This is a genomic window from Agromyces subbeticus DSM 16689 (genome assembly GCF_000421565.1).
GTDB lineage: Bacteria > Actinomycetota > Actinomycetes > Actinomycetales > Microbacteriaceae > Agromyces > Agromyces subbeticus.
On the sequence record NZ_ATXG01000030.1, the window covers coordinates 1 to 11954 of the forward strand.

Genomic DNA, 11954 nt, shown 5'->3' on the forward strand with positions numbered 1-11954 from the left:
AACCACGACAACCTGGCCCACCTCTGCCCCCTCCACCACCACCTCAAACACGAAACCTCCTGGACGCTACGACACCTGCCCGGCGCCACCCTCGAATGGACCTCCCCCACCGGCCGAATCCACCGCACCCACCCAGCACACACCATGACGGGCCACACCCATTACGAGGTCGAAGCCGCAGCCGCAGCCGCAGCCGCAGCCAGATTCGCCGGTGATCCTCCGTTCTGACGCACGGCACTGACTCACCGAGCTTCCGGGCTTCCGGGCTTCCGGGCTTCCGGGCTTCCGGGCTTCCTACGCGTAGTCGTCCGGCGCGAACCAGCGGACGCCGTCGTCGTGCAGAATCAGCTGGGCACGAACGGCGACACCCTCGGCGCGGCAGGCCTCACCGAGTTCGCGCGCCCAAACTCGATCGTCCGGTGTCGTCGCGGCTGGGCCCGGTCGCTCCCAGACGAACACGAGCTTCGCCGCATCGATCTCGCGAACGATCATCGACAGGCGATTCGCCATCAGGGCAACGGCGGTGCCGAACTCCGGTTCGGGCTCGTGGGGTGACTCGGGGTACCCGGCCATCGGCATGATGAGCGGAAACTGCACGTCGTTCTCGTCGAGGTAGAACGTCCACCATTGGCGACGGATCGCGCAGTCGAGCAGGTTCGCGACGCGTTGCTGCACGTCGTGGTCGCTGGGAATGGGAAGTCGGATCGCCTCGTCGGCGCTGAGTCTGGTCATGCCTCGATCGTCGACGTGGCGATCGGGAGCCTGTCGTCGAATGTGCCGTGATGTGGGCAGTCCAACAGCATGGTGGTCTGTCGAGGCACAGTGACAGCGCCCGGCACCCGGCAGACGGCACCGGGCCCCGGCCCCCAGCACCCGGCACCCAGCACCCGGCCCCCGGCACGCGAGCTACCGGCGAAGCACCTTGCGCGCGAGCCAGTTGCCGAGGAACTGCACGCCCTGCACGAAGATCACGATCAGGAGCACGGCCGCCCAGGTGATCACCGGCTCGAACTGCCGGTAGCCGTAGACCTGCGCGAAGTTTCCGAGCCCGCCGCCGCCGATGAGTCCGGCCACCGCGGTCATGTCGACGATCGCGACGAGCACGAAGGTGTAGCCGAGGATGAGCGGGCCGAGGGCCTCCGGCAGCACCACGGTACGCAGGATCCGGAGCGGTCCCGCGCCCATCGACCGTGCCGCCTCGATGACGCCCGGCGAGACGGTCAGCAGGTTCTGCTCGACGATTCGGGCGATCGCGAACGATGCCGCGATCGAGAGCGCGAAGACGAGTGCGTCGTTGCCGATTCCGGTGCCGATGACGAGTCGCGAGAGCGGCTGTACCGCCGCGATGAAGATGATGAACGGGATCGGCCTGAAGAAGTTGATGATCACGTTCACGATGTTGTACACGACGCGATTCGAGAGCAGGCTGCCCGGCCGAGTCGTGTACAGCACGGTGCCGAGCGCGAGGCCGACGAGCCCACCGATGAGCAGCGTGAGCGCCACCATGTACAGCGTCTCGACGGCAGCGACCCAGAACTCGCCCTGCAGTTCGAAGAGGCGATCCATCACGCCACCTCCGTGACGTCGACGCGCGAGGATATCTCGGCGAGCACCGTGTCGATCGCGGCATCCGTGCCCCTGATCGCGAGGGTGAGGTGACCGAAGGCACGACCCTGGATGTCGTTGATGCCGCCGTAGACGAGTTCGAACTCGACGCCGGCGGTCGCGAGCGCGACGAAGACGGCCGCTTGCGACGCGTCGCCGTCGCGGAACGAGATCGTGACGATGCGGCCCTCATGCCGTTCCCGCAGCACCGCGAGCTCGGCGGGAGAGGGAATCCCCTTGACCACGGTCGAGACGAAGCGCCGCGATGACGGGTTCTGCGGGTTCGAGAAGACGTCGAACACCGCGCCGTGCTCGATCACCCGGCCGCCATCCATGACGGCGACCTTCGTGGCGATCGATTGGATCACGTCCATCTCGTGCGTGATGACGATGATCGTGACGCCGAACTCGCGGTTCACGCGCTTCAGCAGCTCGAGCACCTCTTGCGTCGTCTCGGGGTCGAGCGCGCTCGTCGCCTCGTCGGCGAGCAGCAGTCGCGGCGAGGTGGCGAGGGCACGAGCGATGCCGACCCGCTGCTTCTGCCCGCCCGAGAGCTGGTCGGGATAGTTCTTCGCCTTGTCGGCGAGCCCGACGAACTCGAGCAGTTCGGCGACGCGCGCCGCGATCTCCGCCTTCGACGCACCGGCGACCGTGAGGGGGTAGGCGATGTTCGCCCACACCGTCTTCGAGTTGAAGAGGTTGAACTGCTGGAAGATCATGCCGATGCCGAGACGGATGCCGCGGAGCTCGCGCTCGGGCATCGTCGTGATCTCGCGGCCGTCGACCTCGATCGACCCCGACGTCGCGGGCTCGAGCGCGTTCACGAGCCGAACGAGGGTCGACTTGCCGGCACCCGAGTAGCCGATGATGCCGAAGACGTCTCCGGCCTCGACCTCAAGACTCACGTCATCGATCGCGACGACGGGCGAGCCGCCTCGCTCGGATGCGGGGTACGTCTTGGTGACGTTGCGCAGGGCGACGAGCGCCATGGTGTTCTCCTCTGCGACGTGGAATGTCGTGAACGCGAACGGGGCGGTGAGCACCGGTGCGGTGCCCACCGCCCGAACGGCGGGGTGCGGAACGCGCGAGCGCGCGAACGCGATCAGCCCTTGGCGGCCTTGGTGTCGGCCTCGACCTTGGCGAGCGACTTCTCGAGGTCGGCGACCGGGGTGGTCACCGCGATCGCGGTGTTGCCGGATGCCTCGATGAGGCCGGCCTGCACCTCGGGGTCGGTCTGGAAGATCTCGACGAGCTTCTTGAAGGTCGCGTTGTCCTTGTCTTCGGCGCGGGTCGCGAAGATGTTGACGTAGGGCAGCGCGTTGGGATCGGTCGGGTCGTCCTGGGCGATCGCGTCTTCGAAGGAGAGGCCGGCAGGCTCCACGAAGTCGTTGTTGATGACGGCGGCCGCGACGTCGGGCAGCGAGGTCGGCGTGAGGGATGCCTCGAGTGCCGTGACCTTGACCTTCGACTTCGCCTCGTCGATGTCGGCGAGGTCGGAGAAGATCGTGCCGCCGCTCTTGAGCTCGATGAGGCCGGCCGATTGCAGCACGAGCAGGGCGCGCGCCTGGTTCGAAGCGTCGTTCGGCACGGCGACGGTGTCGCCCTCGGTGATGTCCTTCACCGAGTCGTACTTCGTCGAGTAGAGGCCGAGCGGGTAGATCGCCGTGGCGCCGACGGGCACGAGGTCTTCACCGCTCGACACGTTGTAGTCGGCGAGGTAGACGATGTGCTGGAACTGGTTGAGGTCGAGCTCGCCCTCGGTCGTCGCCGGGTTCGGCTGCGCGTAGTCCGAGAAGTCGACGATCTCGATCTCGATGCCTTCGTCGGCGGCGGCTTCCTCGAAGGCTGGCCACTGCGGGTCGCCCTTGCCGACGACGCCGATCGTGACGACCTCGTTCGCGGCGTCGCCGCCCTCGCCTGCGGCGGGCGTGGCGCACGCGGCGAGTGCGAAGACGAGCGGCACTGCAGAGAGTGCGGCGATGAGCTTCGTAGGGCGTGAGAGCTGCTGACGTGACATGGTGATTCCCTTTCGCTGTCGGCAAGCGCGACCGGGTGCTGTTGGCGTGGAGCAGGCATGGCTCCGCCACGGTTGGTAACGGTGGGGGCTTCGATGCCGCGATCGCGGGTGCATACCTACGTTATGCGAAGGTTCTTTCCTCGTACGCCACACGGGTCACAGAGCGTCACAGCTTCTGCGACGTCAGGCCTCGAGCGACTCGGAAACTTCGAGCCAGCGGGTCTCGAGGTCGGCGACGGATGCCTCGAGCTCGCGGAGCCGGTCGCCGAGCGACGTCAGCCCGACGTAGTCACCCTGATCGTGCACGGCGAGCTTCTCGTGCAACTCGGCGATCTGCGACGCGGTCTTCTCGAGCTTGCGGTCGATCGAGGCGAGCTCTTTCTCGGCGTTGCGCCGGTCTGCGCCGCCCAGGCTGGCGGTCGCGACTCGCGTGCTGCTCGGCGCGCTCACTCCGGCCGGTTCGGCGATGCCCGCCCTGCGCAGTTCGAGGTACTGGTCTACGCCGCGGGGCAGGTCGCGCAGGTGCCCGTCGAGAATCGCGAACTGCCGATCGGTGACCCGCTCGATGAGGTAGCGGTCGTGCGAGACGACGAGCAGGGTGCCGGGCCACGAGTCGAGCAGGTCTTCGATCGCGGCGAGCATGTCGGTGTCGAGGTCGTTCGTCGGCTCGTCGAGGATGAGCACGTTGGGCTCCTGCAGCAGGATCAGCAGCAGCTGCAGGCGCCGTTTCTGCCCGCCCGAGAGGTTCTTCACGGGCGTCGAGAGCTGCGCCGTGGTGAAGCCGAGGCGCTCGAGCAACTGCCCCGGCGTCATCTCCTTGTCACCCACCTGGTAACTCGAACGCTGCTCGGCGACGACGGCCGAGACACGCGAATCGGCCCACTCGGTGAGTTCGTTGAGTTCTTGGCTGAGCGTGGCGATGCGCACGGTCTTGCCGCGCTTGACCCGGCCGCTCGTGGGCTGCACTTCACCGGTCACGAGACCGAGCAGCGTGGACTTGCCTGCGCCGTTCACTCCGAGGATGCCGGTGCGCTCACCGGGCGCGATGCGCCACTCGATGTCGCGCAACACGGTGTGCGCGACGGGAGCGCCGGTCGCCGCATCCGTCGCCTGCACGCCTTCGCGCCCGGGGTAGACCACCGAGACGTCGAGCAGGTCGACGACGTCTTTGCCGAGGCGCGAGACCGCGAGGCGGTCGAGTTCGACCTTGTTGCGCACCGGCGGCTCGTTCTCGATGAGCTCGTTGGCGGCGTCGATGCGGAACTTCGGCTTCGAGGTGCGGGCCGGGGCGCCACGGCGCAGCCATGCGAGCTCCTTGCGCATGAGGTTCTGGCGTTTGGCCTCGGATGCCGCGGCTGACCGGTCGCGCTCGACCCGCTGCAGCACGTAGGCCGCGTAGCCGCCTTCGAAGGGCTCGACGATGCCGTCGTGCACCTCCCAGGTGTCAGTGCAGACCTCGTCGAGGAACCACCGGTCGTGGGTCACGACGACGAGCGCGCCTGCGTCGGTCGGCCATCGACGCTTCAGGTGGCCGGCGAGCCAGGCGATGCCCTCGACGTCGAGGTGGTTGGTCGGCTCGTCGAGGAAGACGACGTCCCAATCGCCCACGAGGAGCGCGGCGAGGCCGACGCGACGACGCTGACCGCCTGAGAGGTTCGCGATCTGCCCGTGCCACGGGACGTCGCCGAGGAGGCCCGCGATGACGTCGCGCACCTTGGCATCGCCCGCCCAGACGTGCTCTTCGATGCCGCCGACGACGAATTCGGCGACCGTCTTGCCCGGATCGACGACATCGGACTGATCGAGCGTGCCGATGCGGATGCCACGGCGATGCGTCACCCGACCGCCGTCGGGTGAGAGGCGACCGTCGAGCAGCTTCAGCAGCGTCGACTTGCCGTCGCCGTTGCGGCCGACGACGCCGATGCGGTCGCCCTCGTCGATGCCGAGGGTGACCTCGTCGAAGACGACGCGCGTCGGGAACTCGAGGTGCAGGCGCTCGGCGCCGAGAAGGTGTGCCATGTCTTCACGAGCCTAGTTGCAGTTGCCTGAGAGGCCGATCGTCAGCCCGCGATGACACGAGCGCCGTGCACCGGACCGTGCACGTGCACCGCGCGCAGTCGGGCTGCCGAGAGAGCGACCTGCAGTTCGAGCCCCGAGTCGGTGTCGTCGACGAGGAAGGCCACGGTCGGGCCCGAACCCGAGACGAGGCCGGCGAGCGCACCGTGCGCCTGGCCGAGCTCGAGGATGCCGCCGAGACCGGGCGCGAGGCTCAGCGCCGCGGCCTGCAGGTCGTTGTGCAGCGACTCGGCCAAGCGGTGGGCATCGCCCGCGCGCAGCGCCTGCAGCACGACCGTGTCGACGACCGGGGGCACGCCATCGGACGCGAGAGTGAGCCGGGTCTCACGCTGGCGGTCGAGCTCGAGATAGACGGCCGGTGTCGACAGGCCGAACTCGGCCACGGCCAGCACCCAGTGGAACGAGCCGGTGGCGAGGGCAGGACTGAGTCGATCGCCGCGACCGGTGCCGATCGCCGTGCCGCCCGAGAGTGCGAACGGCACGTCGGCCCCGAGCTTCGCCGCGAGGGCGTGCAGATCCTCTTTCGAAAGCGCCGTACCCCAGAGCGCGTCGCAGGCGACGAGGGTGGCCGCGGCATCCGCCGAACCGCCGCCCATGCCGCCCGCGATCGGCACGTGCTTGTCGATCTCGAGGTGCACGCCGCCCGGCACACCGGCTGTGCGGGCGAGGAGCCGCGCTGCCTTGATGGCGAGATTGGAGCGGTCGGTCGGCAGGCCCGAGGTGTCGACGCTGCCGCCGAACGAGACGCTGAACTCGTCAGCGGGCCACGCGCGCACGTCTTCGTAGAGCGAGACGGCCTGGTACGCCGTGGCGACGTCGTGATAGCCGTCGGGCTGCACCGCGCCGACCCGCATGAAGAGGTTGATCTTGCCGGGCGCCCGAACGTGCACTGCCTCGTCGGTCGCCGCGATCGTCATGAGTCCACGCTAACCGACCGGCTCGACGGTCACCGAGTCGAGCCAGCCGCGGAGCGTCGCCTTCGCTCCCGCGAGATCGTCGTCGCTCGGCATGCGCCCGCGAACGAGCCCGATCGAGGTCTTGCCCTCGCCACGGGCAGACGCCGAAGCGAGCAGGAACTCGCCGCCCTCGAGCACGAAGCGGGCGGTCGGGTACTTCGCCGCGAGGTTCAGTGCGAGCGGTTCGACACCGGTCTGTGCGGTGACGACCGCGGCGAGCGCGCGCAGTGCCGGCTCGACCTCGGCGGCGACGGTGCGCGTGACGCTCACTTCGAACGTGCCGTCCTGCCGCTGGCCGGGCCGACGGATGCCGCGTGCCTGCTCGTATGCCACGGTGACGCCCTGCGCCCACCACGGGTCGACGCCGCGCTCGGTGACGAGCCACGTCGCGATCGTCTGATGTCTCCATTCGACGGCGCCGGCGGCGTCGAGCAGCGCGAACCACGCGTCGCGCGTCGTGCCTGTTGCGCGCTCGACCGCGTCGTCGCCGACGTTGTCGGCCGATGCCCCCACCGTTCGTTGCGTGCCCACGGCACCACGGTAGCGCGAGTTCAGGCCGCGCGGGCGATGCGCAGGAAGTCGGCGACGGTGAGTCGCTCCCCGCGCTCCTGCGCGTCGACGCCGGCTGCCTCGAGCACGGCCGAGGCCTGCGCGGAGCTGCCACCGAACACGCTCGACAATGATTGCCGCAGCATCTTGCGCCGTTGCTGGAACGCCGCATCGACGAGGGCGAACGTCGCGACGCGCTCGGCCTCAGTGCCAGGGGCATCCGCTCGCTCGAAGCCGACGAGCACCGAGTCGACGTTCGGCACCGGCCAGAACACCATGCGCGAGACCTGGCCGGCGGTGCGCCAGCGGCCGTACCAGGCGGCCTTCACGCTCGGGGCGCCGTAGACCTTCGAGCCGGGCTCGGCGGCGAGTCGGTAGCCGACCTCGGCCTGCACCATGACGATGCCCGATTGCAGCGAGTCGAAGTGCTCGAGCAGGTGCAGCAGCACCGGCACGGAGATGTTGTAGGGCAGGTTCGCGACGAGCCGCACGGGCGCGCCCGGCAGCTCGGTGACCCGCATCGCGTCTTCGGTCACCACCGTGAGGGAGGTGCCGGGCTGCATGATGTCGGCGGTGTGCGGCAGCTGGGCGGCGAGGCGCTTGTCGATCTCGACCGCGATGACGGATGCCCCGACCTCGAGCAGTCCGAGCGTCAGCGACCCGAGGCCCGGCCCGATCTCGAGCACCGTCTCGCCGGATTGCACGCCGGCGGTCTGCACGATGCGCCGCACGGTGTTGGCGTCGTGCACGAAGTTCTGGCCGAGCTTCTTCGTGGGCGTGACGTCGAGCAGTTCGGCCAGGTCGCGGATCTCGGCGGGGCCGAGCAGGCGCGGCAGGACCTCGACGCCTTCGGCTTCATGCCGATGCGCGTTCATGCTCCTGCACCCGGTGCTGCCAGCATCACGGGCTCATCTTGCCACGGGCCGTACACGGCGACCGTGTTCGACGCGAGTTGCGCGCAGAACTCGTCGAGCGGCGCCGCGAGCACCTCGGCCATGAATCGCACCGTGTGCGGCACGAGGTAGGGCGCGTTCGGGCGCCCGCGGAGTGGCGCGGGTGTGAGGTACGGGGCATCGGTCTCGACGAGGATGCGGTCGCGCGGCGCGACCCTGAGCGCCTCGCGCAGGTTCTCGGCGTTCTTGAACGTGACGTTGCCGGCGAACGAGAGGTACCACCCCTCGTCGGCCGCGAGCCGAGCCAGCTCTGCACCGCCCGAGAAGCAGTGGAACACCGTGCGGTCGGGTGCGCCGACCCGGCGGAGCGTCGCCACGACCTCGTCGTGCGCGTCGCGATCGTGGATCTGCAGGGCGAGCCCGTGCCGCTTCGCGATGTCGATGTGCGCCTCGAAGGAACGGAACTGCGCACCTCGCCCGTCGTCGCCGGTGCGGAAGAAGTCGAGCCCGGTCTCGCCGATCGCGCGCACCCGCGGGCGGGCCGCGAGCTCGTCGATCACGGCGAGGGCGTCGTCGAGCCCTGTGCCCGATACCAGCGCGGATGCCTCGAGCTCGGGCGCCTCGTTCGGGTGCAGCGCCACGGCCGCGAGCAGGCGGGGCTCACGTGCGGCGACCTCGGCCGACCAGCGGCTCGTCGCGACATCCGTGCCGACCTGCACGGCCCCCGCGACGCCGACGGCGGCCGCGCGCTCGAGGTGCTCGTGCACGTCGAGCGGCAGCGCGCCGTCGGCGATCTCGAGATGCGTGTGGTTGTCGAACACTGCGACCGGCAGCGCTTCGGGTGCCGGCGGGTACTCGACCGCACGGCCGCCGTCGGAGCGAGTGCGCAGGTGCGCGAGTGGTTCGTCGGTCACGCCAACCTCACGCGGCGACCTCGATGCGGGGGAAGAGCCCCTCGAGGGGCGCCACCAGAGTGCCGACCGACCACTCGTTCGCCCGGTCGATGCGCTGCTGCTGCACGGTGCCGGGCGCGCCGAGGGCGGTCCACAGCTTCGCCGTCGCGACGGGCAGCACCGGCGAGAGCAGCACGGCGAGCGTGCCGAGCCCGTGGTAGGCGGTGGCGAGCACCGTCTCGAGACGGTCGCGTTGCTCGGGATCCTTCGCGAGGGTCCACGGCTCCTCGATCGTGAGGTAGCCGTTGAGCGCGTCGACGAGCTCCCACGCCGCGCCGATCGCCTCGTGGATCGCGAGCCGGCCGATCGCCTCCCACGAGGCATCCGTCGCTCGCCGCTCGACCGACGCGATCTCGAGATCGGCCGCCGTCAGCGTGCCGGCCGACGGTACGGCGCCCTCGCAGTAGCGGGTGATCATGGCGACGACGCGCGAGGCGAGGTTGCCGAAGCCGTTCGCGAGCTCCGCCTGGTAGCGGGCCGCGAGGTCTTCCCACGAGAACGAACCGTCTTGCCCGAACGCGATCGCGCGTAGGAAGTAGTACCGGAATGCATCGGAGCCGAACGTCTCGGTGATCTGCTCGGGGGCGATGCCCGTGAGCTTGGACTTCGACATCTTCTCGCCGCCGACGAGCAGCCAGCCGTGGCCGAAGACGCCCTTCGGCACTTCGAGGCCGGCGGCCATGAGCATGGCCGGCCAGATCACGGCGTGGAAGCGCAGGATGTCTTTGCCGATGAGGTGCTGGGCGGGCCAGCGGCGCGCGAACTCCTCGTCGTCTTGGCCGTAGCCGACCGCGGTGATGTAGTTCAGCAGCGCGTCGAACCACACGTAGACGACGTGCGACTCGTCCCACGGCACCTTCACGCCCCAGTCGAACGTCGACCGCGAGATCGAGAGGTCGGCGAGGCCCGACTTCACGAACGAGACGGCTTCGTTGCGCGCCGACTCGGGCTGCACGAAGTCGGGGCGCTCCTCGTAGAGCGCGAGCAGCTTGTCGGCGAACGCCGACATGCGGAAGAAGTAGTTCTTCTCGTGCAGCAGCTCGACGGGCTTCGAGTGGATCGCGCAGACGAGCTGGCCGTCGTATTCGCCGGTGCCGGGCACGAGGTCGGACTGCTGCTTGTACTCCTCGCAGCCGACGCAGTAGTAGCCCTCGTACTCGCCCGTGTAGATGTGGCCGTCGTCGTAGAGCTTCTGCAGGAACTTCTGCACGTTCGCCTCGTGGCGGGCGTCGGTCGTGCGGATGAAGTCGTCGTTGGCGATGTCGACCGTCGCGAGCAACGGCTTCCAGGCCTCGTCGACGAGCTTGTCGGCCCACTGCTTCGGCGTCACGCCGTTGGCCGTCGCCGTGCGCAGGATCTTCTGGCCGTGCTCGTCGGTGCCGGTGAGCATCCACGTGTCGTCGCCCGCCTGGCGGTGCCAGCGCGCGAGCACGTCGGCAGCGACCTCGGTGTAGGCGTGCCCGATGTGGGGCACGTCATTCACATAGAAAATGGGCGTGGTGATATAGAACGAGGAGCCGTCGGCCATCCCCCAATCCTACGGGCGAGCGGATGCCTCGACGTTCGGGTTACGCACCGTCATGGCCGAGCGGTTGTGCCGAGGTCGCGGTCGCGCCGCCGACGGCGAACGCTTCCGTCGCCGAGGGCCGGTGGCACCGCCTCCTCGACGTCGAGGTGCGCGTGCGGCGTCGGCACGCCGAGCGTGACGTCCTGCTCCTTGTAGGCCGGCTCCTGCACGCGCTGGCCGGCATAGCCGACGATGCGCAGCCCCAGCACGATCTTGCCCGGCGCCTCGCGACGGTCGAGGGCACGATAGGCGTCGGCGACGTCGTCGAGCGAGAAGATGTCGGCGATCGGCAGGCGGATGCGGCGCGCGGCGGCGAGCGCGGCGACCCTACCCAGGGCGACGACATCACCGGCGTAGAGCTTCACGGCCTCCTGCTCCTCGACGGCGTCCCAGTCGAGCACCGTGAGGATCCGGGATCGAGGCACGCCGAGGGCGATCGCCGCGTCGGTCTCGCCGCCGAGGAAGTCGAGGAATCCCGTGATCGGACCGGAGGCGATCGGCCGCACCCGCTCGGCGAGGTCGGCGCCGTAGGCCACCGGCAGCACTCCGAACTGACGCAGGAAGTCGAAACGCATCTCGGCGCTCGTGCCGATCACCGTGGCGCCGCGCATGCGGGCGAACTGGGCGGCGAGGCATCCGACACCGCCCGCGGCGGCCGTGACGACGACCGTGTCGGCGGGCGTGAGCGCGAGGCTCTCGACCGCGGTCCAGGCTGTCGTGCCGGCGACGTAGAGCGAACCGGCCACCTCCCAGGTCAGCTCCGGGGGTTTCGGCAGCAATTGCCGCTCGGGCACCACGACATGGGTCGCGTGCGCACCGCGGTCGACGAATCCCATGACCTCGTCGCCGTGCGAGAACGCCGAGGCGCCAGGGCCGGTCGAGACGACGACGCCCGCGAGATCTCTGCCCTGCGACGAGGGAAAGGACACCGGCCAGCGTTCGGGATGCTCGCCCCGCCTGATCGCGCTCTCGACCGGGTTCAGTCCCGTGGCGAACACCTCGACGAGCACCTCGCCCTCGCCGGGTTCCGGCATCGGCACCTCGACGACCTCGAGCACCTCCGGGCCGCCGTACTCGGAGAATCGGACTGCATGAGCTGGATCGCGGGTCGCGTCGTGAGTCATGTCGCACCTCCACCGCTGCACGGATACCCCCATTCTCCGCCTGAGCCGCGGATTTCGACAGGGCTGGACAGGCGCGCTCCGCGCGTGCGAGCGCGGGGGTGCTCAGCTGCGCGGCTACGGTCTCAGCTGCGCGGCTGCTTGCGGGCCTGCAACGCCGCCTCGTGGAGGTCGCGGGTGCTGAGCGTTCGGTCTCAGGTGCGCGGTTGCTTGCGTG

Annotated in this window: 11 protein-coding genes and 1 pseudogene; 1 reads left to right on the forward strand and 11 read right to left on the reverse strand. The window is 69.3% G+C overall.

The annotated features are described in order from the left end of the window. Positions 1 to 228: pseudogene (locus tag H521_RS26345) on the forward strand (hypothetical protein); the annotation flags it as partial. A 66-nt stretch (positions 229 to 294) separates the two neighbouring features. On the opposite strand, the gene H521_RS0120380 reads toward H521_RS26345, so the two are convergent. The 11 genes from H521_RS0120380 to H521_RS24705 all read right to left on the reverse strand — a co-directional run bounded on the left by H521_RS0120380 (position 295) and on the right by H521_RS24705 (position 11740). After that, on the reverse strand, positions 295 to 732 hold the full coding sequence (locus H521_RS0120380) for a hypothetical protein (protein ID WP_022894847.1): 438 nt from the start codon (positions 730 to 732) through the stop codon (positions 295 to 297). 174 nt (positions 733 to 906) lie between these two features. Then, positions 907 to 1566 (reverse strand): methionine ABC transporter permease, encoded by a 660-nt coding sequence (locus H521_RS0120385; RefSeq protein WP_022894848.1) that lies wholly within the window; start codon positions 1564 to 1566, stop codon positions 907 to 909. Continuing rightward, positions 1566 to 2594: a methionine ABC transporter ATP-binding protein gene (locus tag H521_RS0120390; protein WP_026482540.1), complete on the reverse strand. Its 1029-nt coding sequence runs from the start codon at positions 2592 to 2594 to the stop codon at positions 1566 to 1568. The genes H521_RS0120385 and H521_RS0120390 overlap by 1 nt, the downstream gene beginning before the upstream one ends. Before the next feature lie 113 nt (positions 2595 to 2707). Further along, positions 2708 to 3622 (reverse strand): MetQ/NlpA family ABC transporter substrate-binding protein, encoded by a 915-nt coding sequence (locus H521_RS0120395; RefSeq protein ID WP_022894850.1) that lies wholly within the window; start codon positions 3620 to 3622, stop codon positions 2708 to 2710. Between the two features lie 183 nt (positions 3623 to 3805). Continuing rightward, positions 3806 to 5641 (reverse strand): ABC-F family ATP-binding cassette domain-containing protein, encoded by a 1836-nt coding sequence (locus H521_RS0120400; RefSeq protein WP_022894851.1) that lies wholly within the window; start codon positions 5639 to 5641, stop codon positions 3806 to 3808. Between the two features lie 41 nt (positions 5642 to 5682). Further along, positions 5683 to 6615 (reverse strand): 4-(cytidine 5'-diphospho)-2-C-methyl-D-erythritol kinase, encoded by a 933-nt coding sequence (locus tag H521_RS0120405; protein WP_022894852.1) that lies wholly within the window; start codon positions 6613 to 6615, stop codon positions 5683 to 5685. A gap of 9 nt (positions 6616 to 6624) precedes the next feature. Beyond that, a complete protein-coding gene (locus H521_RS25290) occupies positions 6625 to 7185 on the reverse strand; it encodes a hypothetical protein (protein WP_156891632.1) in 561 nt (186 codons plus the stop codon). A gap of 20 nt (positions 7186 to 7205) precedes the next feature. Beyond that, complete coding sequence (gene rsmA / locus H521_RS0120415) at positions 7206 to 8078, reverse strand: 16S rRNA (adenine(1518)-N(6)/adenine(1519)-N(6))-dimethyltransferase RsmA (RefSeq protein WP_022894854.1); 873 nt, start codon at positions 8076 to 8078, stop codon at positions 7206 to 7208. Then, a complete protein-coding gene (locus tag H521_RS0120420; RefSeq protein ID WP_022894855.1) occupies positions 8075 to 9010 on the reverse strand; it encodes a TatD family hydrolase in 936 nt (311 codons plus the stop codon). Before H521_RS0120420 ends, rsmA begins: the two co-directional genes overlap by 4 nt. 7 nt (positions 9011 to 9017) lie before the next feature. Further along, positions 9018 to 10577, reverse strand: a complete 1560-nt coding sequence (metG, locus tag H521_RS0120425; protein ID WP_022894856.1) for a methionine--tRNA ligase — start codon at positions 10575 to 10577, stop codon at positions 9018 to 9020. Positions 10578 to 10627: 50 nt separating this feature from the next. Further along, positions 10628 to 11740 (reverse strand): NADP-dependent oxidoreductase, encoded by a 1113-nt coding sequence (locus H521_RS24705; protein WP_022894857.1) that lies wholly within the window; start codon positions 11738 to 11740, stop codon positions 10628 to 10630. Between the last annotated feature and the right edge of the window lie 214 nt (positions 11741 to 11954).

What these genes read in the sequence shown, in the direction of transcription:
- H521_RS0120380 (WP_022894847.1), bottom strand. Translation starts at nt 732, where the DNA reads ATGACCAGACTCAGCGCCGACGAGGCGATCCGACTTCCCATTCCCAGC.
- H521_RS0120385 (WP_022894848.1), bottom strand. Translation starts at nt 1,566, where the DNA reads ATGGATCGCCTCTTCGAACTGCAGGGCGAGTTCTGGGTCGCTGCCGTC.
- H521_RS0120390 (WP_026482540.1), bottom strand. Translation starts at nt 2,594, where the DNA reads ATGGCGCTCGTCGCCCTGCGCAACGTCACCAAGACGTACCCCGCATCC.
- H521_RS0120395 (WP_022894850.1), bottom strand. Translation starts at nt 3,622, where the DNA reads ATGTCACGTCAGCAGCTCTCACGCCCTACGAAGCTCATCGCCGCACTC.
- H521_RS0120400 (WP_022894851.1), bottom strand. Translation starts at nt 5,641, where the DNA reads ATGGCACACCTTCTCGGCGCCGAGCGCCTGCACCTCGAGTTCCCGACG.
- H521_RS0120405 (WP_022894852.1), bottom strand. Translation starts at nt 6,615, where the DNA reads ATGACGATCGCGGCGACCGACGAGGCAGTGCACGTTCGGGCGCCCGGC.
- rsmA (WP_022894854.1), bottom strand. Translation starts at nt 8,078, where the DNA reads ATGAACGCGCATCGGCATGAAGCCGAAGGCGTCGAGGTCCTGCCGCGC.
- metG (WP_022894856.1), bottom strand. Translation starts at nt 10,577, where the DNA reads ATGGCCGACGGCTCCTCGTTCTATATCACCACGCCCATTTTCTATGTG.
- H521_RS24705 (WP_022894857.1), bottom strand. Translation starts at nt 11,740, where the DNA reads ATGACTCACGACGCGACCCGCGATCCAGCTCATGCAGTCCGATTCTCC.